Source organism: Brevibacillus sp. BD137 (assembly GCF_041644655.1).
Classification (GTDB): domain Bacteria; phylum Bacillota; class Bacilli; order Brevibacillales; family Brevibacillaceae; genus Brevibacillus; species Brevibacillus brevis_D.
In genome coordinates, this window is the sequence record NZ_JAOTNO010000003.1 from 111,342 (window position 1) to 136,228 (window position 24,887).

Consider the following 24,887-nt stretch of genomic DNA (forward strand, 5'->3'; position numbering starts at 1 on the left):
TCAGCTTTTCTTCTATTATATATGGCGAAATATCTCGGCTTACTGCTTAGGCAGTTTTTTGAGTTGGACCATGACACGAATAGTGATGACAGCCATCTCAGCACGAGTCAGGTTGTTTGTTGGTTTGAAGCTGTAGGTTGACTTTTTCTCACCTGGATTATTTATTTCGCCGTTCATCAGCTTCGCCTTGCTGACAGCAAGTACGGATGGAGCTGCATAGTAGCTAACGTCTTTGGCATCTGAGAACATTTTGTTCAAAGCCAGTTTGGAAGCATCGAGTGTGCCCAATTTGAGATTAAGCGCACGTGAGATCATAATTGCAGCTTCTTCGCGAGTAAGATTTTCATCTGGACGGAAGTAGCCAGGTTGTTTTCCACGAATAATCCCAGCACGAGCAGCTGTCTCAATATATTTGTACTCATAATCCCACGAATTGCGATTCGGACGAACATCGGTAAAGGTTGGTTCTAACGGATCACGCTCGTTGCTATCCCGATATGGTCCAGCGTTAATTGGCAGATCCATCGCTTTGACTAGCATCGTTGCAAATTCGCCACGAGTCATGTCACGGTTAGCGCCGAAGCTGCTTCCACTGTATGCTGGCATGATTCCTTTGGCGTACAGCGTCTCAATTGCATCACGAGCGAACTCATGTCCGATGACATCATCGTATGTTTCTCTCGTCTTCATGACCATATAATAACCAAAACCAGCAAACGGCACGGTAACAGTCTTTTTGCTTGTACTCACTACGCCACCAATATTTTTCCATTCATCCCCATTGTGGTAGAAAACGGTCAGGATGTTATTCGCTGCGTTTACAATGGATGGATCGTATTTGATGGTAATTGTACCGCGAAGGCTAGGAACCAGATTGTCTTGCCAACGACTCTTGAAGTCTTCCGCATCGCCTTCATCGAAGTATGGATCACGACCACCCGGGGCTTCTGTATCACCTGCATCTACATAGTACAGGGGACTTGCATAGTTGAAGTTTGCTTCCAGTACCAGTCGTTCTTCCAGATTATCCTCGTCGATGGATATTTGTCCTGTTGTCCGGTCTGCCATACCGAAGTATAGAGGTACATCGACAAAAATATCTCCGCTTGGATTCTTCACTTCTTGACCAGCACGGCTATCATCTGGCGACAGCAATACGGTACCTTTCGGGAACTTCAGCTCAAATTGCTTATCAAACACACTGAAAGCAGTTTTCTTTCCTAATACATCGCGATATTCTGCACCATTTACAGTTGAGCTCGCATTGTAGATCTTGATTTCGTCTTTATAGGTGCTATCGCCTACCACAACCGAGAATTTAATTGTGTTTAGACCTTTTTTAAGCGGAACAGTAGATGTAAACACATAATAAGTCTCTGGTATGGTCTTGCCCTGCTTGTCATCGTAATAGAAGTCAGGGTTGCTTGTATTGGTCACTTTTGCTTCTGTTTTTCCGAACAGTACTTTGTCTGCATTTTCCGCAAACACTTTCACAACTGCACTGTTACTATTTACAATCACGTATGGATCGCTTTCTTTTGCTTTTACTGGGGATAGAACTTCCCAGCTGGAATATTTCTGATCGATGTTGATGTCATAGCGAATGACAGTACCATTGTCATCTTCAGCTACGATGGTGTAGACCGTTGTTCCACCCTTTTTCAAAGTCAGAGGGAAAAGGGCCAGCTTCTGTTCCTGTGCCTTAGCATCAGTCACGGCATCTTGTACCTCTTCAACTAGATCACCATATTTCTTCGTGTTCATCTTCCCTTCAAATCGGGAACGGGACTGTGAATCAATGTTTGTCTCGTCAAACAAGTCTTCCAAATCATTATTCAACGATGCTTCCAGGCGCGCTTTTACGTATTCCTGGTTTGTCGTATCTTGGTCCCAATCTCCACTCTTGTAGCGGAAATCATTGATCCGTTTTCCGTTCTTTTCGATGTAGACATGTGTTGCATCATTTACTGTAAAGCTCAAGTTGGTTAAGAAGTTGGCGCCTGTTTTATAGGATGCATCTCCAGCTTTCTTGGTCAGCTCTTCAGTATCACCATTGGAGATGATCTCCAGCTTTACATCCTCTACAGATGGCGTCTTGGATGAGTTGTAGGAAACGTTATAGGTGAATACTGTTTTTGGATCATCTTTCAAGGTGATTTTCAGGACGTTATTGCCTTTTTTATAAGCGAGCTGATCTTTAGCGATAAGAAAGGTACCTTTGTTTGTATCGATATCAGAAATAGTGATATTCGCACCATTTAAGGTTGCCTCAATATTACTTGACGTACCGCCCTTCAAAACATAGTTATACACTTTCCCGTCGAGATTACGGATGTCATTCTCGCTCTTTACTTGATATCCATCTTCAAAGCTGCGTACCTGTCCAGTTGCATCTACATAGGTGATTTGAGCAAATGGGGTAATGCGAATATCCAGGGTGTAAGTAGCAGAGCCTGTTCCACCAGGATATCCAATTACTAATTTCCCCTGACCCTGTGGCAACTTTTTCAAGGTAAGTGTAAATCCATCAGTAGCTGACGCAATCACATAGTCAACTCCAGAAGTCAACGTCTGCCCGTTATACGTAATGGTTGAATTTGCAGGAGTCGGAATATTTTGCGTGACTGCCTTCAACTCCAACGGTGAAGTAACAATGATATTCGTAGCCGTCGGAGACAATGCTTGTGCATTTGCCAAATTTATCACTTGTGAAATGTTTGGCTTGGAGTTATCCAAGTATTTGAATTCGTACTCGTAGTTTGCGACATTAATAAAGCCCGATGGAGACGTTATTGTATTATCCGATGCCTTTGTCAGATATTGGTAACTCAAAGATACTTTGTACGTTTTTCCATCTTGGAATACTCCAGCAGGTACCGCCAAAGAAACCGCATATTCGGTAAAGCCGCTTTGCGGATTACCGATCGGCGTAAAGGTTACTCCGTTTCCACTCTTGTATTCAGTCTTACTTCCGCCTTCAGAAATCGTGACCTTGAATTCCTGGAACTGTTGCGTACCAGCAATATCTACGAATTTCAAAAGTGCCGCACCATTCAAAGTCATCGCTGGAGAATACGTTGAACCTGTTACCGTAGATAGCTGGTTAGGCTGCAGCGCCACTCCACCCAACGTTACTTTGTAATACTGATCAGAGCTTCCAGATGATGTAGTGGTGACCAACAGCTTGCGGACGAATGTTCCCACTTCTTTATTTTGGTTAAATACTCTGATTTCCAAGGTATTTTCTCCAAGCTGCGATGGTACACTCAACCCAAAAGATCCAGTGCGGTTCACCTGCGATTTGACCACATCACCTGTACGCAAGTTTTTCACTTCAACGGTATCCGCATTGAGCGCTTTCCCGTCCACATTCAAATTCAGACGGTTAACCGATGGAACCGTGATATAGGTCGGATTTGTGTTGACATTCGGATCGTTCAGCGGTGTATCATTTACTTTCAAATCACTGACAAGTGGTGTGTTATTGTATTGCACAAAGAACTGGTAATGCTCTTTCGTTACATTTCCTACCTTTTCGTAGAAAGCGATCTGGTTCAGACCAGGCTTCAAGCCGATGTTGCTAAATGTAAAGGTGCTACCATTAATTGCTGGCGCTGTATTGGCCAAGTCTTGAACGGTGGTGCCGTTGTTCGTGATCAACTTCAGTCTCAAGCTACTTCCTGTTACTCCACTACCATACGTACCAACCAATGTAATCGTAGAGTCTCCATAAATCACTGGGGTATAAGCTGTCGTTCCTCCAGAGAAGTTGGTAATGGAAATTGGGCTATTTTGCGAGTTGTACTCGTAATAGATAATGTCACGTTCGCCTGTATTTGGCGCATACAACTGAACAGCATTCAAACCTGGGGATAAATCAATATCTGGCAAAGTGCCTCCAGGGCCGTTTACTGTTCGAACAGTGACTCCATTTACTTGAACTTCTACAGCCTGAGTCTTATCCACTGCAACTGTAACATCATACTGGTATTTCAAATTAGATACTGTTCGGTTTGTTACTTTAATAGGGTCACTTTGATGCTCACCTTGCCCTGAGTTCAAAAATGTTAGCTTTCCTAATCCAGGAGCAGAAGGGTTTGGTGTGTACTGAAAGAAAATATCTGCTGTATCGTTCGTTGGATCAAGTGTTACTTTTGGCCTCACAGTTACTTTTGTAACTGCTCCACTGCTATTCAATTGAAAATCTGGCAGTGTAATTTTGTCGTTTGCGAATAATTGATTGTTCACAAGTGGAACATTATCAACTAGTACATCAACGCCTTGACCGTTTTTGGAGATATCCTTGTAAGTAAGCACGACTCCATGTACCAATTTGGAAATGGTCTTGATCGGCGTGCTATAGATTTTACCATCCCCACTTCCTGACGCAAGATAGCCAGAAGGCGTCTGAATACCTGTCGTATTGTTCCAGTTGGAACCTAGAGCCGCAGAAGCTGGCGCTGCTGGCAACATACCTGTAACAATTAACATCATCGTCAGGCACATGACCAGCCAACGACGGAATTGTTGATAGGACTTATTCATATTTTCACCTCTCCGTTTGTTTTTGAAGCCTCTTATGTGTCCCACACTTGTAATGGGACAATGTAATTCTCCCTATCTTTATCGGACAATTCCCTTCTGCACTTAAGTGTTTCCCCCTAAATATTGGCGAAAAAAAGCCCTAGCACCATTAGATGCTAGGGTTCTGTTGATTTTTAGTTCGTCCGACGCTGTTGCTCGGTCTGTTTAATTTTGATCCGTCGATACGCATTAATCAGTGGACGGTGACGGCGGCTAACAAGTCCAACGATCTCCGTTCCGAGATGAATGACAATCAGCAGCGCGACCATGACAATAATCGTAGTCCACTTTGTCGTCTTCGTCAGCAGGATCGCCATCGTCCCGAAGAAAATGCTGATCGAGTAAATCGTGAGTACAGTCGAGCGGTGCGACAGACCCATGTTCAGCAAACAGTGATGCAAATGCCCTTTGTCTGGGCTCGAAATCGGCTTTTTGTTCACGATCCTGCGCACGATGGCGAAGAACGTATCCCAGAGCGGTACACCCAGCACGACGATTGGAATGATAAAAGAAACGAACAACGCTTCTTTAAATCCCATGATGGATAGTGCAGCTAGGTTGAACCCCAAGAAAAGCGAACCGGTGTCGCCCATGAACAGACGAGCCGGATGAAAGTTAAAGTAGAGAAAGCCCAGGATCGCTCCAAGGAGCACGAAACAGTAGGCCGATACCTTGTAATCATCCATCAACAAGGCCATGACACCCATAGTCCCTGCAGCAATTGCTGACACACCTGCCGACAAACCATCGAGACCGTCAATCAGGTTCACTGCATTGGTTACACCGACAATCCAAAACATCGTGATCGGAATCGCGAGCCAGACAAGCCAGCCACTGCTAAAATCAATGCTTCCGCTATACGGCAGATTCACGACGCCGATCTTCAAGCCAAAAGGTATGACGACAATCGCTGTTGCGACTAGCTGTCCGAGCAGCTTCCATTTTGGCGAGAGCTGGTATTTGTCATCGAGCATGCCGACGACCATAACAATCGTACTTCCGATGAAAATTCCCAGCATTTCCGACATGCTTGTATGCGGGACAAATAGGAAGAACGCAACCAGATAGCCGATATAAATTGCCAAGCCACCCATACGTGGCATGATTCGCGTGTGTACCTTGCGCTGGTTCGGAGCATCCACTGCTCCAACTTTTACAGCCAGGTTTTTTACATATGGTGTTGCAATAAACGATATGATCAGCGAAGTCAGAAATCCGAGGATTAGTGTAGACATCGACTGTTCTCCTCTCTACGGATGCATCTAGGAACGGCTACTCCATTTTTCTTTCAGTACGGTTAGAACAAACCGAGGAATAGCCAGTTGACGCTTCCAGCGGGAAGGCTCAGAAGCAAGTCGATAAAACCATTCCAAATGCAGTTTTTGCCAAATCTCGGGAGCGCGCTTCACTTTCCCGGAAATGACGTCAAAGCTTCCGCCTACCCCCATCATCAGGGAGGCATTTAACTGATCGCGATACTTCGCCATCCATTCGTCTTGTCTGGGTGCACCCAGCGCGACGAACAGGAGCTGCGGTTTCGCTTCGGCAATTTCCTGTACAATTTGAGCTTCTTCCTCTGGGCGAAAATAGCCATCCCGACATCCGACGATTCGGGCGTTCGGGTAACGAGCACTCAGTTTGTCTTTTGCCAAATGAATGACATCTGGCTTGGCGCCGAGTAAATAAACGCCCCACTGATGCTGATCGGCTTTCGCCATGAGCGCTTCCAGAAGCTCCACACCGGTAACGCGCTCATAAATCGGCTGATTAGTCCATTTAGCAGCGTACACGATTCCGATTCCGTCTGGAACGACATAGGCTTGTTCTACAATAGAACGAAAAGCGCGATTCTCTCTCGCTACCATGACGATTTCCGGATTGGCTGTCACCACGTGGGTCTTTTGACCGCCTTGTATGCGCTCCGTTATATGATCGACAGTCTCACGAAAACCGCGAGTCGTAAATGGCACATCTAATATGGTTGCGACCTGTTTGGTCATTTCTTCACCTTCAAGTGCTTGTTTTTAAAACAATGTTTAAAAAGTCGTCTTTTCAGCACCGAGAAAATGGCGAGAACCTGAAGAAGGAGGAGCGGAGTGTAGGGGACCTACATGAGCACCGGACTTCGATGGTGAACGCCAGTTTCGATGTCGAATAAGCATTCATAACTTACTTCGTGATCAAAAGATGACTTTTTAAACTACCTTCTCATGCATGGAGTTGCCCATTAGCCATTCTACCCGAAAAGAAAGGCACATTCAAGATGATCATGAATGTGCCTTATTTCCTGCCGTCAGGGCAAACATTAATCCACCCTCTGCTACTACTTTCCCATTTACCAGTGCTTTTCCATGCCCTTTGCCGACCGTACCACGTACACGAGTAAGCTCAACCTCTAGTACCAGTGTATCTCCCGGCTTCACCTGATCTTTGAAACGGAATTCATCAATGCCTGCAAACAGTCCGATTTTTCCTTGATGTTCCTCCATGCTGAGCATCGCTACTGCTCCAACCTGTGCCAACGCTTCCACAATAAGGACGCCAGGCATGACTGGATAACCAGGAAAATGGCCTTGGAAATACGGTTCATTTACCGTTACATTTTTAATTCCAACTGCTCTTTTTCCTAACTCCAGCTCTTCAATTTTGTCTATCAACAAAAACGGGTAACGGTGCGGGATGATTTCCTGAATTTGCATAATATCCAAAGGCGCTTTGATTTCCATTATGTATCGCTCCATTTCCATACTTAACTAGACTTGTCTATGCATGAATACCCTTTAACTGACGAAACAATATACATAACTCCCGCCCCAGTTAAACGGACAAGCGGGATTAAGATAAAAGGGGCACTTCCTCCCAAAAAGCGGAAGTGCTCTTTTTCAACGTGCAGGAACACTTACACGCGGTTCAATAGTCGAGCCTTTGCCAGATAAATCGCACTCGCAATAAATGAGAACGCTATAACCGACCAAAGTATCGCTTCACTGTACTCATAACGGTACATCACGAGCGGAATGACCAGATACAAAAGAACGGTGGTCAGCTTGCCATAGGCATTTGCTGGGACAGTTTTTTTGCCACGGAAATGATAAACAGCTCCTGTTACTATCATGGCCAGATCGCGCACAAAGAAAAACAGGGCGGCCCATACACTGATTCGATCCGTCAAAAATAATGAGGCGATGACCGCCAGCATCATTAATTTATCTGCCAGAGGATCTAACATCATTCCGATGGTGGTCACAAGCTTATGCTTCCGCGCGATGTACCCGTCCGCAACATCGGTCACTCCCGCCAAAATCAAAATGCCTAAAGCGATTTCAACATGATACGGAAACTCCGAAAAAAAGACATACAGGTACAAAGGGATGAGCACGATGCGAAAGATCGTAAGCAAATTAGGAAGATTCACGGACATCATCCCTCCGTATTCAAATCGTCACTTCCTTTTTCAACCACTCGACCTATTATACTCTGTGGACAAACACCACAACAAGTCCTCGAAAAAATAGGAGCCCCAACCATAGGTTCGGGCTTGTCCAGCTTCGTTTTTACGTATCTTCAAACATTAAATCCCACATATGTTTGTAGGTACCTGGATCGAATACATCAGACATCGGCTTCTTGCCAACCCCTCCGTATCCGATCATCAGACCAATGACCAGTGAGAAAAACAGCAGGAGTGGGACCAGCACCATCTTGGCAACTCTCAGCCGCCAATTTTTGCCGCTCCGTTCCCGCTCTCTTACTTTTGACTTAACCTCTTCGGTCTGACGCGGGAAACGTTTGCTCTTCCCTTGTTCCATGCTCCTCTCCTCCGTCATGTTGAAATGATATGGGTTTATCTGCTTCTCAGTTGGTTGGCAATGCCCATCATTTGATCACTGATGCCGATTGCACGTGAGTTCAATTGATACGCACGTTGAATGTTCACCAGTTGGGACATTTCCTCTGTCATGCTGACGTTAGATGATTCGAGAGCACCTTGACGCAATGTTACACCATTATCATAGGCACTGGTATATTTACTTTGCGGTCCTGCCCGGAAAGCCAATTCGGCATCAAACAGATTCTCACCGACTTGCTTTAACTGATCAGGGTTCTCTACATCCCATACACCAATTTTTACAGGTGCTGGCATTCCGTCCGCACTGAAAGTACCATCAGGAGAAATCGAGATGTTTTTTACTGGCTCCGGGAATACGATATTCGTGCCACTATCATCTGTCAGAATATGGCCAGAAGATGTGTGCAATACGTACCCATTCTCATCATTATCAAAACTCAGCTTAAAGGAACCATCACGCGTAAAGCGACTTTCTTCATCCACGGTGATGTTATTCGCATCTTTGATTTTACGAGTGACCAAAAAATAGCCATCTCCTTCAATCAAAACATCTGTTGGCACATCTGTCTGCTTGAGACTACCTTGTCCGAGATCCAGCTTGGTCATGCCGAGACGCGCTCCACTACCGATTCTTATCCCCATTGGTGTATTACGATTTTGGTTGTCCGCTGCCGGCTGCTCATTCATTGAGTCTGTGAGAAGCTCGGAAAACGATGCGACCCTGCGCTTGTACCCAATCGTATCAATGTTCGACAGGTTGTTGGCTGTATTGTCCAACGCTTGCTGAATACCGCGCATAGCTGATGTAGAAATATTAAGCGACTGCATCCTTCCTACCTCCTATTATCCATTAACCCGACCAATTTCATTAGCAGCCTTTTCCAGCGTACCGTCAATCGTGGTAATCACCCGTTGGTTCGCTTCATAGGCGCGAAGCACACTCATCATACTCGTCATGGTTTGGGCTGGGTCTACATTCGATCGTTCACGCCAGCCCTGTTGTGTACCGAAACGTCCTACGACCATAGGGGTATTGTACGTACCTGCTGTTATAGCAGCCTGATCGTTGGCTTCTGCCAAATCAATCCCTTCTACCGCTATGTCGCCTTCAAATCGGAAAACATTCGTTCCTTCCCGTACAAGCTTCTGCGGATCGGTTACCACTGCAAGTCCCAATCTAGCATGAGTAGGAAGCGCCGTATACTGTTCTGCTTTTGTGATTGGATCAATGGTAACTTGCATCAATTCGCCACGCTCGGAAATTTTCAGGTTTTGACCGACATTGGTACCGAGTGTGGGATCGTGGTTGATTCGAATCGCCTGATTAGAGCTATCCAGCACATAATATCCTTCCGCTGTCACCAGGTACCCGTCCGAATTCACGCTCCAGTTACCATTTCTCGTATAGCGGATATCCTCTTGCTGTGCTGGCTGTGCCAAATTTGCTTGTTCAATCCGCGCCACACTGTAAAACAACCGCCGCTCATTGCCATTCTGATCTGGCTGGATATTGTCCATCAACGCAAGATCATACGGATTGCGTGTCTCTTCAATATCCCCCTGCGCAAAATTCGGTAGCGCCTCCGACATGTATACCCCTGTGTTTAAACGCCCGATAATGGCAGGCTGTCCAGGCATAGTAGGGATGCCCGGAACATCCAGTCCTTCCTTATCATTCATGCGGGAGAGCAATTGCTCCGGAAATGCACGCATGACACCCACGTCCTGTTTGAACCCGGGTGTATTGATATTTGCTAAATTGTTCGCCAGCGATTCTTGCCTGTTTTGCAAAGCCAGCATGCCAGATGCAGACGTATACAAGCCTCTGATCACGTAAATCTTACCCCCTGAATAATCGCTTATTCGAGTGAGCCGGCATCTTGTCCAAATAGTCCAGCATCATTCCTGTTCCTTTTGCAACGCACATCATTGGCTCGTCCGCTACCAGCACAGGAACCTTCAGCTCCTCTGCCAGAATCTCGTCAATACCGTGCAATAATGCGCCGCCACCGGTCAGGAAAACACCCTTATCAATTATATCGGCAGAAAGCTCCGGAGGTGTTCGTTCTAAAACAGATTTTGAAGCTTGTACAATCGCACTCACCGACTCAGCCAGGGCTTCCTGGACTTCAGTGGAGCGAATGGTAATCGTTTGCGGCAAGCCGCTTACCATGTCTCGACCCCGAATGTCCATTTCGTCCTGGCGTCCGCCGGATACGGTTCCAATCTGAACCTTGATATCTTCAGCCGTACGCTCTCCAATTAGCAATTTGTATTTATTTTTTATGTAACGCATAATAGCCACATCGAATGTATCGCCTGCTATTTTAATGGAGGAAGACGTAACAATATCGCCCATCGACAATACCGCTACATCGGTCGTTCCCCCACCGATATCCACTACCATATTACCGGACGGCTGAAAAATGTCCATACCTGCCCCAACTGCGGCAACTTTCGGTTCTTCTTCGATAAATACTTCTCTTGCTCCACCGCTGCGCTCAGCCGCTTCACGAATTGCCTTTTGCTCAACCGAGGTGATGTTGGTCGGGCAGCAAATCAAAATACGCGGACGGGCAAACATGCTCTTTCCACCAATTTTGTTTAAGAAGTGCTTCAGCATGGCCTCTGTGATTTCAAAATCCGCGATAACCCCTTCTCGCAAAGGTCGGATCGCTACGATATTTCCCGGGGTGCGGCCTACCATGCGATAGGCTTCATTTCCTACGGCCAAAACTTTTCTGGTTTTACTATCTATTGCCACGACAGATGGTTCGTCTAGGACAATTCCCTTGCCTTTTACAAAAACCAAGACATTGGCCGTGCCCAAGTCGATTCCGATATCTTTGCCAAACATGAAAGGTCCTCCCTGATTACCAGTTACATTTCTACCTAATATCATAGGCTCTTCTACGTGAGAGGACAAGGAAATTCTTTCTTACACACTCTCCTCCTGTTCTACTCGTACTTTTTTACTACGTCGTTTGTACTTAATTTTGGTCGCTTCGCCCCCCCGAAGATGTCTGATGGCTTTGTGATATTCCAAAATTTCCTTAACCTGGTTCGCCAACTCTGGATTTATCTCAGGTAGCCGCTCAGTCAAGTCCTTGTGCACAGTACTTTTCGAAACACCGAACTCTTTGGCGATCATCCGAACCGTATTTCTTGTCTCTACAATATATCGGCCGATTTTGATGGTCCGCTCTTTGATGTAGTCGTGCACATTACTCGCCTCCTCGTATCTACATTGTCTGATACAATATATGGGTGCGTAGGGACACATATTCTACGTTTCCAAGCCTGACAAGCCAGCACGGCCGCATCTTTTTTCAACAGTTTGTACTACATGCAAAAAAACACCTGCAATTGTTGTTGTTTGCAGGTGTTTTTCTACATTCATTGGTTATTGATTTTTTACTTCCGTATCAGCCTGAATCAAGTATTGCTCTGGATTGACAGGCTTGTTATCGATGCGAACTTCAAAGTGAAGATGTGCGCCAGCGTCTTTTTCAAGGGTGTTGCGTCCAGCAGACCCGATTACTTGACCTTCTGTCACTTCATCGCCTGGTTTGACTGTAACGCTTTCCATACTTTGATATACCGTAATCATTTTGCCTGCGTGCTCAATCTCAATCTCGTTGCCGACAAGTGGATCGTTCACCACTTTTACTACTTTACCTGCAAGAGCTGCGATGACATCAAAGCCCTTTCCATCCGTGGATACGAGGTCAATACCTGTGTGCGGATAAAAGGTGTTGTCGAAGCTCACCAATGCTTTTTGCTGATTTTCCTTGGAGGCTTTCTCATCGTAGTAGTTCATGCCCACATTGTACTGTACGCCTTTTCCTACTGGCCAAGCGAGTGGTTGTACGCCACTTGTAGCAGGTACCGCTTCTTCGTTTTGCGGTGTAGTCGTCTCAGGAGCTGTAGGAGTTGTCACTGCCACGCCATCTGTGCCATTCGTCATTTTGGATACCGTGTCCATGACATTGCCCTGATACCACATCACAAAAGCGAGAATGATTGCTGCGGTGCCGATGTAGATTGCAGGAAACGCCCATTTCTTGCCCAAAAATTTTTTCCAAGAACTTGCCTTCTTGAATGGAATCGGTTGATTTTGATTTTTTTGATCTTCCATTTTATTCATCACCTCATCCCTCAGTATCGCCAGAATTTTGGCGTATAAACCTGAGAGAGTAGGGAAAAGTAAAAATTTGCTTTTCTTTTAGGCTGGGATTACTCTTTTATACTCTTGTAGACTAATTCCTTGATAGAAGTGTTTGACGATTTGCTCCGCACTTTTGCCGCTTTTGGCCATTCCATTTGCTCCCCACTGGCTCATCCCGACACCATGACCGTACCCTTTGGTCGTAATGAAGACCTGATTGCCACGCAAGTCCAACGTAAAGGAGGAAGAATTCAAATTCAGCTTTTCACGAAACTCTCGTCCAGTAAATTCCTTGCCGCCAATGCTGATGGTTCCTACGCGGTTTCCGGTTGTACGCGACTCGATCCGATACCAGGAACCACTGGTAGAAGCCTCCTGTGTGAGCTTGACGCCCAAATTCTTTTCTAGCTCCACTGTGGACAGGACGACCGTTTCCTCATAACGAGGGGACTGAATATCCCAAGGACTCGCAACGCTCTTCAAATAAGGAATGGGCTTTTCCCAATATTCATCCGAGTTCTCTGTAAAACCATTACTGGTGGAAAAAAACGTCGCGTCAATGGGCTCGTTCTGGTAGGTCAAGATCACCCCTGCTGTCGCCATAACTGCTTGCTGGATGCGTTTGTTTTTCCATTCATACTGGTCTCCCCAACGTTCACGCCGTTGCTTTTCATCCATATAGACTTGATGCTGCACCGTATCCAAGACCTGACCGCCTGATGGCACATCATCAAACTTGCCCTCTTTTAAACGGCGCACGATATAGGTCCTGGCCGCTAACGCCTGTGCTTTTAAAGCCTCCAGCTCAAACTCGGCTGGCATTTCCGCCGCTACGACTCCCGTAATATACGTTTCTAGCGGTAATGTTTCCACGGCCTTCTTTTCTGTACGGTACACCTTAACCGGAAGAGTGGAAGCGGACTCCTTCATCGCAGGTATGGCAGGCTCCGGGACGGCCACAGTAGGCTGACTGACAGGGCTTATTTCTGGTGAAAACCAAAAGACCAGAGCAGCAGGCATCAGGACGAGCAAGATCGGCAAAGCGATAAACCACATGAGTAGATAGCGTTTCATGCAAGAGATCCTCCCCGTTACGTACTAGACACGAAAAGTCTTAAATAACCTACTAAAGTCTATGTCCTGCAACAGAGCGGTAGAACGAGAGAATGAGAGAGTCGAGAGAACGAAAAAAAGACCCCCTGCATACGCAGAGAATCTTTCGTTTTTGCCATATGGTTGACGCATTTATCAAGCAAAATTAGGAGAGAAGCTTACTTTGATGGTTTCGGAAACTGCTTTTTCACGAGCTGGAACCACGCGTTCTACATCTGCTCCCAAAGCCAGCAGCTTTTCCGTAAAGTTCACGTAGCCACGGTCAATATGGTGCAGGGCAGAAACCTCAGTCTCTCCCTCAGATACAAGCCCAGCCAGTACAAGTGCTGCACCCGCACGCAAGTCAGTTGCTGCTACCTTGCTGCCTGTCAGCTTAGAACCGCCTTCGACGATGGCACTGCGGCCTTCGATCTTGATGTTAGCATTCATGCGACGGAACTCTTCCACGTGCATGAAGCGGTTCTCAAATACTGTTTCGGTCACAATGCTCGTTCCTTCTGAAACAAGCAAAAGCGCCATCATTTGCGACTGCATATCCGTCGGGAAGCCTGGGTATGGCAGCGTTTTGAGGTCAACTGCTTTCAGTGGGCCTGTGCGGCGTACACGAATGCCGTTTTCTTGCTCCTCAATGTCCACGCCCATTTCACGAAGCTTGGCGGTCACGGATTTGAGATGATCGCAAATCGCACCTTCCACAAAGACATCCCCACCGGTAATCGCTGCAGCCACCATGAAAGTACCTGCTTCAATGCGGTCAGGAATGACACAATGTGTGCAGCCCTTCATCTTTTCCACGCCTTCGATGCGGATCGAACCTGTACCCGCACCGCGGATTTTTGCTCCCATTCTGTTCAGGAAGTTCGCCAAATCAACGATCTCCGGCTCTTCTGCCGCATTTTCGATCAATGTGGTTCCCTCTGCCAAAGCAGCGGCCATCATAATATTTTCTGTTGCACCAACGCTAGCGATATCCAGGTAGATTTTCGCACCCTTCAATCGTCCTTCTACCGTCGCTTCAATAAACCCTTGTCCAATTTCGATTTTGGCTCCCATAGCCTCAAACCCTTTTAGGTGCTGGTCGATCGGGCGTGTACCAATAGCACATCCACCCGGAAGAGCGACACGAGCTTGTCCTTTTCTGGCTAAAAGCGGCCCCATCACGAGAAAAGATGCGCGCATTTTGCGGACCAGTTCATAGGACGCTTCTACACTCGTAAGCTTGGAAGCATCGATCGTCAGCACTTCATGATCATATGTAAGGGAGATTCCCATCGATTTCAAAAGGTCGCATATCGTCCGGACATCGTCGAGGCCTGGTACGTCTGAGATGACGCAAGTCCCTTCTTCTGCCAAGATAGATGCTGCAATAATAGGGAGTACGGCATTTTTGGCGCCAGATACTTTTACATTTCCAGCCAATGCCTTACCACCACGGACAATAATTTTATCCAATGTGTACCCCTCCGCGTGCTAATATTCCACAGTGATGATTGGTGTACCTACCGTAATCCATGTTCCAGAATGGCTGTCACGATGAGTAGCCACCTGTAGATTCATCTTTTGACCGTTTAACGCGATGAATGATTCCCACATAGGGGTATACCCTGAAATGCTGACAACCGTCTCATCTTGCAAACGTTCTAATTCTGTTGCCTGGAGAGTACCAAAAATCGACAATATTTTACCCTCCTGTTGGTCAACACCCATCTTAACATTGTACAATCCGCGAATACAAGTGCTAATTTGCGGAATAAAGTCGGCGCTTTGCAGGGCATTCATGAAGGTTTCCTGTACTTGTCCAATATATAGTAGCGAATCACGGTTTCCAGATAACTGAAGTACTAGATATACAGAAAATGCTCCATTTTTAGGCACTCCTGTCACCTCGTAGCTCAGATCCACGCCGTTTTGTGTGTATGTAGTCCTATATGCGAGTATGTTGTGTTTACGCGATTGTTCGCTTGGGGAAAACGGAATCTCAAGTTGTTGTGCCCATTTCGTCGCCAACTCTTTTACTTGTTCAGGAAGCAGGCCTTCTCCCATCGCCGTACGCATACGTACCTGAACCGATACACCCGTTGCGCCCGACTCTTCTAGTACTTCCATCATTTCTGTCACAACCGGCTTTTCTTCCTTTGCTTCTGCAGGCATCCAATACACGGCCCCCATCACGAGCAATAGAGCCAGCACGCACCAACCAGACCATTTCCCCATTGATATCCTCTCCTATGCTTACATGTATCTCTTTGTACTTCTCATTTTGTACATGTAGCTGGGTGGATATACCAGCGAATCGTCGTCTTTGGGTATTTAGTTGAACAAATTCCCAAATGTCAGGGACCAGCCCAAGTAATCAAGGAAAAAGCGGGACAGTTCATATCCAATCACAATGGAAAGAATAATTTGCAACAGCTTCGCTTGAGCACCATTTGGTTTTTTCAAAATCTTATCAAAGCGAAAGGATTGCAACGCCCACCAAGCGAGCCCAATAAACGCAATCGATAAAATGATGCTCAACAAGCCATATACTTCTTGTGACATGCTCGTTACCTCCTCATTGCCCAACCGAGAATCATAGAAAAAGGACGGCCCGATCACGAGCCATCCCTTCTATTGTACCTGAAGTGCTATTCAGTTACGAGTATCACTGAGAGCTGGGAGAGAGCATGTTCCCAAAATCAAAGGACGGATTGAAATGAATCTGGATATAGTCGGTGACCAGACCAGGGAAAGCACCGAAGAATACGGTAGCGATTGCCATGATGAGAATAAACGTCCAAATGCCTTTTGGCACAACCATCGGTGCTTCAGTCGTCCCAGGACGCATGTACATTTGACGAATAATCCCAAAGTAGTAGTAGTAGGAAATGACGCTGGTGATGATCATAATTGCCGCCAGCCAGTAGTTTTCTACCACTAATGTACCCATGAACAGATAGAACTTCCCGAAGAAGCCAACCGTAATCGGGATACCCGCCAGGGACAAGAGGAAGATGCTCATCGCAATGGCCATCACTGGTGATCGATGATACAATCCGGCGAATCCTTTCAAATCCTCTGTCTCTTGCTCACGAGATACAACCATAATCACAGCGAAAGCCCCAAAGCTGACCAGCAAATAACCGAACAGATAGAAGATTACCTCGCTGAAAAAGAGAGAGGTCGGCGGTACAAACGGCACGAGCAAATAGCCCGCTTGCGCAATACCTGAATAAGCCATCATACGCTTGACGTTTGTCTGCCTGAGCGCCATCGTGTTCCCGATAATCATCGAGGCGGCTGCCATCAGCCCCAGATAGAGGCTTCCCTCTTCGAAAAAGAACCGTCCTGATCCCGTTCCATCGGAAACGTTGAAAAACGAGATCATCATCACGCGAAAGATCAGCGCGAAACCTGCTGCTTTTGACACAACTGCTAGGAAAGCAGTGACTGGGGTAGGAGCACCCTGATAAACATCTGGCGCCCACATGTGGTTAGGCGCTGCAGATATTTTGAATGCAAGACCTACTGCGAGAAACGCAAACGCCGTATAGACGAGGAACTGATAGCCCGCCATTCCCGCTTCTGCCAACCGGAATGAGATTTCATAAATATGTGTGGTTCCCGCGAGTCCGTATACGTACGACATCCCGAACAGGAGCACAGCCGTGGCAATACTTCCCGAAACGACGTATTTGAACGCCGACTCGTTGGAAAGCCGCGATTTTTTTCGCAATCCGACCAGTACATAGGACGAGAGAGACAATAGCTCCAGTCCAACGAACAAGGTAATTAAGTCAGCCGACGAAGCCATGACCATAGCCCCGAGAAGCCCGGTCAGCAGCAAATAGTAGTACTCGCCTCTGTGCTGGACTTCTCCTGCTTTCAGATAGGACAGCGAGATGAGAATGGCGAAAGCTGTCCCTGCCAGGAAAATCAGCTTGAACGCATTACCGTAATCATCGATTCGGATCATGTCGATCATGTAGCTGTATGGCTTATCGAGAGCATTCATATTGATAATCACAAAGATCGCCGCTATGACCGTTCCCAGGAAGGATAGCCAACCAATGACCTGCTTGCCAAGGCGCTTGCCCGCAAAAAGATCCAGCAGTGATAAAAAGGTAGCAAAGCCAAGAATGATAAACTCGGGCAGAAGGTAGCTCCAGTCATATGAGAAAATATCTTTAACCTCCATGGATTACCCTCCTATTCCCGTTACGATAGGTACGATCGTTTTCAGCGCCTGCTGCATCGGATTCCCCAGAACTGCCGGATAAACCCCAATGAGAATAATACATCCCAATAGGACTACCATCGGAATGACCTCCATCGGCTGTGCATCAGCAAGTCCTGTACATCTACCCGGAGTAGGGCCAAAAGTCGTTTTCAAGATCGCTCTGAGTAAATAAACCGCGGTGAGGACAATCCCGATCGCTCCCACTGCTGCCATTACTGGCAAACGACCAAACAGACCGAGGAAGGCAAAGAACTCACTAATGAATCCGGACATGCCCGGAAGTCCGAGTGAAGCCATCCCGCCTGCCAATAGCACGCCGCTGACAAACGGCATGGATTTGGCTAAACCGCCCAAATCGTCGAGCATCGATGTCTGCGTCCGATCCCAAATGACACCGATCAAGAAGAAGAGCAATGCTGAGATAAAGCCGTGCGATACCACCTGGAACATCGCGCCCTGAAATCCGATCGTGTTCATCGATGCGAAACCGAGCAAGACGATACCCATATGGCTGATACTGGAGTAAGCCAGCACCATTTTTAAATCCTTTTGTACGAAGGCCAACACAGCCCCATACAAAATGTTGATAATCCCCAAAACGGCTATCCACGTAGAGAAGTCATAGGCCTGCTCTGGGAAAAAACCGATTCCCATCCGCAAAAGACCGTACGCCCCCATCTTCAGCAAAATACCGGAGTGAATCATGACGATAGAAGGTGGAGCCTGTACGTGAACGCGTAGCATCCACGTATGGAACGGAAATACTGGCAGCTTGATCGCAAAAGCGATAAATAGCACTAGGAAGATGCCAAAACGCATTTCCGGCGTAAGGATTTCGGTTATCGGATGCCCTGGTGTCGTCAGGATCGCCGTGATTTCATCGATATTGAGCGTCCGCATGATGACAAAGATCACAATAAAAGCCAGTAGCATGATCCCTGAACCGATTCCGTTATACAACAGGAATTTGTTCGCTGCTTGTTCGCGCTCTCCATATCCCCAAATCCCGATGAGGAAGTACATCGGTACGAGTGTCAGCTCAAAGAAAATGAAGAACAGAAACAGATTGTCTGCAGCAAAGACTCCCAACATACCAATCAACAGCAGGTGAAACAGGATAAAATACTCCTTCTGCCTCTTCTTGATCTGCCACGAAGCAATTGCTGCGAGGGTACCGATAATCGCCGTCAGCAAAATCAATGGCATCGAAATACCATCTATACCGAGTTCATAGTTGATCTCAAAAGCAAAGACTGTTCCAGCCTGAGCCATTCCAATCGGAATCGAAATCCAACTGTGCTTTTCTACGAACTGCAGATTGGCTGTCTCGTAATTAAACATGCCGAACATCCAACCTGCCAAAATAAGTGCCGGCAACGTTCCATAAATCCCGACCTGCTTGATCACACCTGCATGTCGACTGGGGATAAAAGCCATGACGATAATCGCCAGCAGCGGAGAGAACACCAGTGATGACAAAAGGATATTACCCAAAGAGTCCACCTCCCTTGGCCGTCAAACTGATGGCGATGATCAATAGTAACAAACCGAATATGACCATTGCCCCATAGGACTGAATCTGCCCACTTTGTACTCTTGCGTGCAAGGATCCGATTCCTTGGGTAATTTTTGCTGTTAATCCAACCAAACCATCCACAATGTACTTATCAAATACATCCAGGACGAATCCAATCCAGCCAAGTGGACGAACAATGACGTTGTGATACAGCTCATCGATGTAGTACTTCTTGTATGAGAGCTGATAGAGCCACGGCATTGTTTCTGGAATCGTGTCCGAGGAGATGGATTTCTTGCCGTACATCAGGTAAGCCAACACGACTCCGAGAATAGAGATCAACAGTGCCACAATCTGCAACCAAGCTGCTGCGTGCTCACTGCCTTCCCCAAATATGCTCGTGATCGCCGTCCCCGTGTTCGTTGACAGCAACCAATCCGAGAGTAATGGCGCGTACGGTGTATTCACAAAGCCTGCAACAACCGCAAGCAATGCGAGGATCAAGAGTGGACCTGTCATGACTCCTGGAGATTCGTGCGCTTCGTGCTTGCCACGTGCCTTCCCTGCAAATGTCAGGAAGAACAGACGGAACATATAGAATGCGGTAAAGAATGCTGCTAAGAGCGCGATGAACAGCAAATCGTAGCGATGCGCTCCGTAGACAGCCCCCAGAATCGCTTCTTTCGACCAGAAACCAGCGAACGGAAAGATCCCCGCAATCGCCAAGCAACCGATCAAGAAAGTCAAAGCGGTAATCGGCATCTTTTTCCACAAGCCACCCATTTCGAATACATTCTGCGTATGTACGGCATGGATGACACTACCTGCTCCAAGGAAGAGCAATGCTTTGAAAAACGCGTGCGTCATCAAATGGAAGGAACCTGCTACATAACCAGCAGCACCAGCTACACCCAATGCCAGCATCATGTATCCGAGCTGACTGACTGTGGAATAAGCCAAGACACGCTTTATATCCCGTTGGGTCAGGCCGATCGAAGCTGCAAATATGGCGGTGAATCCTCCTACATACGCCACAACTGTCAAAGCCGTATCGGATGCGATAAACAGCGGATAGGTAGTAGCGACCAAATAAACACCAGCCGCGACCATCGTTGCCGCGTGAATTAATGCAGACACAGGTGTTGGACCTTCCATGGCATCAGGCAACCACGTATGAAGTGGAAATTGACCTGATTTCCCCATGGCCCCAACGAAAATGAGGATCGCCGCGAGCGTAATCATCCATGGTTCCAATCGTCCGAGTGCGATACTCTCAAAAATCGCCCCGTACTCGAAGCTTCCGGTCCACCAGAACAATAGACATATCCCGATGAACAGACCCAGATCCCCGATGCGTGTAACGATAAAAGCCTTTTTGGCAGCCGCTTTTGCCTCATTCTTGAAGTAGTAGTAGCCAACGAGCAGGAAGGAGCATACCCCGACCAGCTCCCAGAAAATATATACTTGCAACAAATTTGGCGAGATGACTAATCCCAGCATAGAGAACGTGAACAGCGCCAGGTATTGATAAAACACTGGAAAGCGTTCATCCCCATGCATGTAGCCTTTGGAATAGATTTGGACCAACAGACTGACCAATGTCACAATGACGAGCATCATGGCATTCAGCGGATTCACTTCGAATCCCATGTTGATCACGATATCGCCGATATGCAGCCAATCAATCACATAATTGTAATCAGTTCCCCCACCCTGGAATCTCTCCCAGAAGATGAGCACTGCGATTCCAAAAGAAACAGCCGTTAGGGTAATGCCCACTATGGCCGCTCCTTCTTTCAATTGGCGACCAAATGAGACGATCACGATGAAAGCAAGAAGCGGAAACAGAGGGATCAGCCAGGCATAGTGCATTAGAGTATCCATCTTTGTCCTCCTTTTCAGGTTTCCCTCTTATCGTTTCATTTGGTCCATTTCGTCTACATTCACAGTCTCCTTGTTGCGGTACAGCGCAATCAGAATCGCTAGCCCTACGGCAACCTCGGCAGCTGCAACCGTCATCGTAAACAAGGTAAAGATTTGTCCCGTCACAGATGGATACAGTCCGAACTTGGAAAAGGCAACCAGGTTAATATTTACAGCATTCAGCATCAGCTCGATTGATAACAAGACGACGACTGCATTTCGCTTCGTCAATGCGCCGTACAGGCCTACACAAAAGAGAATCAGAGCGACCATTAAGTAGGAGGAAACGCTTACTGTCATTCGTTATCCCCCTCCTTTTTCGCCATGATGATCGCACCAACCAACGCGACCAACAGCAGAACAGACAATAGCTCAAATGGTATGACGAATTTGGTGAATACTTCGATACCGATTTCTTTTGCATTATCTACAGGAGCCTCTGCAGGTGGCGGTGGCGCAGGCCACGGTGTATTTTGCACACCCCAGAACAATAATCCGAACAGAACGATTACGAAGAGCAGGATAAAACGGTTTTTCCATGTCCGGCCTGTTCCCTCATCGTTCGCATCGTGCTTGGTCAGCATAATTCCAAAGAGCATCAAAATGGAGATAGCCCCTGAATAAACCAGAATTTGTGCGACCCCGACGAACTCCGCTCCCAGCAAAACAAACAGACCTGCAATGCTGATAAACGTAACACCCAATGAGATGACCATGTGAACGACGCGCGTAAAGCTGATCATAAACACCGCGCCACCGATCGTCAGAAGGGACAGGATAAAAAAGGCAACGAATTCGCCTGTCATACTAATTCTCCTCCCTGACGTTCGTATTGTTGTCGTCCAGCCACTTCAAGTTCTTGTACAATTCGTCCCGGCTATAGGCAGCCAGTTCGAAGTTGTTTGTCATCACAATCGCTTCGGTGGGACAAACCTCTGTACACAGATCACATAAAATGCACAACTCAAAATTGATATCATACGTATCGATAATCTTTCCCTTTTTCTCCGGATCAGGATGGGGCTTCCCTGTCAGTTGAATGCACTCCGTCGGACAAATACGTGCGCATTGGTTACAGACAATGCATTTTTCAGGAGAAAAGTGCTGAATACCGCGAAAACGAGGCGGCATTGGAAAGGGCACATCCGGATAGAAATGGGTTACTTTTTTCTCCGTGAGCTTTTTAAATGTATACCCCAGGCCTTTGGCCAGTCCTAGCATGTGTGTCACCCCTCAGAATTTGAGAACTTGGCTGCACCACGTTTTTGACGAAAGCTAGCTTTTGACGAAGCAAGCCTATGGCGAAGCCTGCGCTATGAAAACAGTGGGACGTAGTCGTTTTCGATCAAGTCGCTACTAGAACATGCCATTTTGGTAAGAAACCACTACAGCTGTAAGCAGGATGTTGAACAATGCCACGGGCAACAGCACTTTCCAAGCAAACGACATCAGTTGATCGACACGTAAGCGCGGCATCGTGGCGCGAATCCAAAACTGGAGGAAGACGTAAACAGAAAATTTAAGGATAAACCAAACGATTCCCGGAATGAAATCCAGCGATGGATGAATCGGCAACCATCCACCAAAAAAGAGAATCGTAATCAAGGCACCCATCCCGAACATATATACATACTCCGCCAGCATGAACATCGCAAAACGGAAACCGGAGTACTCGACGTGATAACCGCCAACGAGCTCCGACTCTGCTTCCGGCAAGTCAAACGGCGTACGATTCAGCTCGGCCTGGGCAGCAATGATAAATACAACAAATCCGATAAACTGCGGAACAATATTCCAGACATCCTGCTGCGCGTTGACAATATCTTTGAGATTCATGCTGCCCGTCAATAGAACGACACCCACCACGGACATGACCAGCGGAACTTCATAGCTGATCATCTGCGCAGCGGAGCGGAGACCCCCGATCAGCGAGTACTTGTTATTCGAGGCCCAACCAGCCGTGATCACACCTAATACGGTGATCCCAGACAAGGCGATGTAGTACAACAGCCCTATTCCCAGATCAGCGAACCGAATGCTGTCCGTAAAAGGCATGACCGCCAATACGGCAAAAGCAGGGGCATAGGCCAATATTGGTGCTAGAGTGAACAACGCTTTGTCAGCGTGTTGTGGACGAATATCTTCCTTTAATAGCAGCTTGGCAACATCCGCAACCGTCTGGAGAAGTCCCAATGGTCCTACTCGATTCGGCCCGATGCGCAGCTGCATCCACCCAATCACTTTACGCTCGAAGTAAATAGCGTACGTAACGAATCCCAACACGACGGCAAGCAGTAATACTGCCGCTATGATAAACCAAAGTGTGGTCCCCCATGAGGGTGCTTGCTGCAAGAGAGTATTCATCAGCAGTCAACCTCCCCGAGCACGATGTCGATACTGCCCAGGATGGCAACCATGTCCGAGAGGTTTTCCCCCTGCAACAGCTTAGGCAGAATTTGCAGATTGGTAAACGAAGGCCGTCTAAACTTCAATCTCCACGGTTTATCCTTACCTTGACTGGCAATGTAACAACCAATTTCTCCCCTCGGTGACTCGATGCGCACATATGTCTCCCCGGCAGGCGGGCGAATCACACGTGGTACTTTGCCCATGACTTCGCCTTCACTCGGGAATTGTTCCAATGCCTGCTCTAGAATTCGCAGAGATTGTTCAATTTCAGCCATGCGCAGATGATAGCGCGCCATGCAATCTCCCTCAGTTGCTGTTGGCACATCAAATTCAAAACGATCGTAAATGCAATACGGTTCGTCCTTGCGCAGATCCCACTTGACACCTGTCGAGCGGAGCATGACACCTGATAGCGAGTAATCCAACGCCGTTTTTGTATCGAACTTGCCGATTCCATTGAGACGGTTAATAAAAATCTCGTTACCCGTCACCAGCTGATGGTAGTTATTCAATTCCTTCTTCATATATTGGACAAATTCTTTGGCTTTGTCTGTCCAGCCTGGAGGTGCATCCCATTTCACTCCGCCTACGCGCATGTAGTTAAAGGTCATCCGCGCTCCGCACAGTTCATTAAACAAATCCAGGATCGTCTCCCGATCACGGAATGCATATAGGAAGGGCCCCATCGCACCAATATCCAAAAGAAACGTTCCCCACCAAACCAAATGGCTAGCCACCCGGTTCAACTCCATTGCGATCAATCGCAAAAACTGAGCTCGTTCTGGAATCTCCAACCCCATCATCGTTTCTACTGCGTGACAGAGAACGTAGTTGTTGGTCATGGCGGACACGTAGTCCATACGGTCTGTATAAGGGATAATTTGCGTATAGGTCAAGTTTTCTGCCAGTTTCTCTGTACCTCGATGCAGGTAGCCCATCACCGGAATCGCTTCTTTAATGGTCTCCCCATCGATTTTTACTACCAAACGAAATACTCCATGTGTACTCGGATGCTGTGGACCTACGTTTAATAACATCTCTTCCGTACGAAGTCCTGTTTCAGAAGAGGTATCAACATGAGTCGTGAGGATGTTATGGTTCATCT

The 24,887-nt window shown here is 47.0% G+C and carries 23 protein-coding genes; all 23 read right to left on the bottom strand.

Annotated elements, in window-relative coordinates; all coding sequences use genetic code 11:
* Positions 1–39: 39 nt before the first annotated feature.
* Positions 40–4,545, bottom strand: coding sequence for an S-layer homology domain-containing protein (locus tag ODZ53_RS07200; protein ID WP_372676488.1), 4,506 nt, complete (start codon positions 4,543–4,545; stop codon positions 40–42).
* A gap of 173 nt (positions 4,546–4,718) precedes the next feature.
* Positions 4,719–5,819: a glycosyltransferase family 4 protein gene (locus ODZ53_RS07205; RefSeq protein WP_064200423.1), complete on the bottom strand. Its 1,101-nt coding sequence runs from the start codon at positions 5,817–5,819 to the stop codon at positions 4,719–4,721.
* A 27-nt stretch (positions 5,820–5,846) separates the two neighbouring features.
* The gene (locus tag ODZ53_RS07210; RefSeq protein WP_372676489.1) at positions 5,847–6,584 is read right to left on the bottom strand and encodes a WecB/TagA/CpsF family glycosyltransferase; all 738 of its coding nucleotides are present in this window, start codon (positions 6,582–6,584) and stop codon (positions 5,847–5,849) included.
* A 267-nt stretch (positions 6,585–6,851) separates the two neighbouring features.
* On the bottom strand, positions 6,852–7,310 hold the full coding sequence (fabZ, locus tag ODZ53_RS07215) for a 3-hydroxyacyl-ACP dehydratase FabZ (protein WP_372676490.1): 459 nt from the start codon (positions 7,308–7,310) through the stop codon (positions 6,852–6,854).
* Between the two features lie 173 nt (positions 7,311–7,483).
* Positions 7,484–8,005: a CDP-alcohol phosphatidyltransferase family protein gene (locus tag ODZ53_RS07220; RefSeq protein ID WP_015893596.1), complete on the bottom strand. Its 522-nt coding sequence runs from the start codon at positions 8,003–8,005 to the stop codon at positions 7,484–7,486.
* Between the two features lie 133 nt (positions 8,006–8,138).
* Positions 8,139–8,393 carry a DNA-directed RNA polymerase subunit beta gene (locus tag ODZ53_RS07225; RefSeq protein WP_173605650.1) on the bottom strand — a complete coding sequence of 85 codons (255 nt, stop codon included), beginning with the start codon at positions 8,391–8,393 and terminating at the stop codon, positions 8,139–8,141.
* Positions 8,394–8,428: 35 nt separating this feature from the next.
* Entirely contained in the window at positions 8,429–9,262 is an 834-nt protein-coding gene (locus tag ODZ53_RS07230; protein WP_372676491.1) for a flagellar hook-basal body protein, read from the bottom strand.
* A gap of 15 nt (positions 9,263–9,277) precedes the next feature.
* Positions 9,278–10,267, bottom strand: a complete 990-nt coding sequence (locus ODZ53_RS07235) for a flagellar hook-basal body protein (RefSeq protein ID WP_372676492.1) — start codon at positions 10,265–10,267, stop codon at positions 9,278–9,280.
* A 7-nt stretch (positions 10,268–10,274) separates the two neighbouring features.
* The gene (gene mreB / locus ODZ53_RS07240; protein WP_069850976.1) at positions 10,275–11,291 is read right to left on the bottom strand and encodes a rod shape-determining protein; all 1,017 of its coding nucleotides are present in this window, start codon (positions 11,289–11,291) and stop codon (positions 10,275–10,277) included.
* 81 nt (positions 11,292–11,372) lie between these two features.
* Complete coding sequence (gene spoIIID, locus ODZ53_RS07245) at positions 11,373–11,657, bottom strand: sporulation transcriptional regulator SpoIIID (RefSeq protein ID WP_003388385.1); 285 nt, start codon at positions 11,655–11,657, stop codon at positions 11,373–11,375.
* A gap of 180 nt (positions 11,658–11,837) precedes the next feature.
* Complete coding sequence (locus ODZ53_RS07250) at positions 11,838–12,572, bottom strand: peptidoglycan DD-metalloendopeptidase family protein (RefSeq protein ID WP_372676493.1); 735 nt, start codon at positions 12,570–12,572, stop codon at positions 11,838–11,840.
* A gap of 87 nt (positions 12,573–12,659) precedes the next feature.
* Positions 12,660–13,676, bottom strand: coding sequence for a stage II sporulation protein D (gene spoIID / locus ODZ53_RS07255; RefSeq protein WP_372676494.1), 1,017 nt, complete (start codon positions 13,674–13,676; stop codon positions 12,660–12,662).
* Positions 13,677–13,850: 174 nt separating this feature from the next.
* Positions 13,851–15,167 carry a UDP-N-acetylglucosamine 1-carboxyvinyltransferase gene (murA, locus tag ODZ53_RS07260; protein WP_064200416.1) on the bottom strand — a complete coding sequence of 439 codons (1,317 nt, stop codon included), beginning with the start codon at positions 15,165–15,167 and terminating at the stop codon, positions 13,851–13,853.
* Between the two features lie 18 nt (positions 15,168–15,185).
* Positions 15,186–15,929 carry a YwmB family TATA-box binding protein gene (locus ODZ53_RS07265; RefSeq protein WP_372676495.1) on the bottom strand — a complete coding sequence of 248 codons (744 nt, stop codon included), beginning with the start codon at positions 15,927–15,929 and terminating at the stop codon, positions 15,186–15,188.
* Positions 15,930–16,025: 96 nt separating this feature from the next.
* The gene (locus ODZ53_RS07270; RefSeq protein ID WP_015893606.1) at positions 16,026–16,256 is read right to left on the bottom strand and encodes a DUF1146 family protein; all 231 of its coding nucleotides are present in this window, start codon (positions 16,254–16,256) and stop codon (positions 16,026–16,028) included.
* A gap of 103 nt (positions 16,257–16,359) precedes the next feature.
* Positions 16,360–17,892, bottom strand: coding sequence for an NADH-quinone oxidoreductase subunit NuoN (gene nuoN / locus ODZ53_RS07275; protein WP_064200414.1), 1,533 nt, complete (start codon positions 17,890–17,892; stop codon positions 16,360–16,362).
* A 3-nt stretch (positions 17,893–17,895) separates the two neighbouring features.
* On the bottom strand, positions 17,896–19,428 hold the full coding sequence (locus ODZ53_RS07280; RefSeq protein WP_087341726.1) for a complex I subunit 4 family protein: 1,533 nt from the start codon (positions 19,426–19,428) through the stop codon (positions 17,896–17,898).
* Entirely contained in the window at positions 19,421–21,334 is a 1,914-nt protein-coding gene (gene nuoL / locus ODZ53_RS07285) for an NADH-quinone oxidoreductase subunit L (protein ID WP_372676496.1), read from the bottom strand. Before nuoL ends, ODZ53_RS07280 begins: the two co-directional genes overlap by 8 nt.
* Before the next feature lie 27 nt (positions 21,335–21,361).
* Positions 21,362–21,673 carry an NADH-quinone oxidoreductase subunit NuoK gene (gene nuoK, locus ODZ53_RS07290; protein WP_372676497.1) on the bottom strand — a complete coding sequence of 104 codons (312 nt, stop codon included), beginning with the start codon at positions 21,671–21,673 and terminating at the stop codon, positions 21,362–21,364.
* Entirely contained in the window at positions 21,670–22,179 is a 510-nt protein-coding gene (locus ODZ53_RS07295) for an NADH-quinone oxidoreductase subunit J (protein WP_173619697.1), read from the bottom strand. The genes nuoK and ODZ53_RS07295 overlap by 4 nt, the downstream gene beginning before the upstream one ends.
* 1 nt (position 22,180) lies before the next feature.
* Positions 22,181–22,594, bottom strand: a complete 414-nt coding sequence (gene nuoI, locus ODZ53_RS07300; RefSeq protein ID WP_007722093.1) for an NADH-quinone oxidoreductase subunit NuoI — start codon at positions 22,592–22,594, stop codon at positions 22,181–22,183.
* 135 nt (positions 22,595–22,729) lie between these two features.
* On the bottom strand, positions 22,730–23,740 hold the full coding sequence (gene nuoH / locus ODZ53_RS07305) for an NADH-quinone oxidoreductase subunit NuoH (RefSeq protein WP_172139159.1): 1,011 nt from the start codon (positions 23,738–23,740) through the stop codon (positions 22,730–22,732).
* Positions 23,737–24,885 carry an NADH-quinone oxidoreductase subunit D gene (locus tag ODZ53_RS07310; RefSeq protein WP_372676498.1) on the bottom strand — a complete coding sequence of 383 codons (1,149 nt, stop codon included), beginning with the start codon at positions 24,883–24,885 and terminating at the stop codon, positions 23,737–23,739. The genes nuoH and ODZ53_RS07310 overlap by 4 nt, the downstream gene beginning before the upstream one ends.
* Between the last annotated feature and the right edge of the window lie 2 nt (positions 24,886–24,887).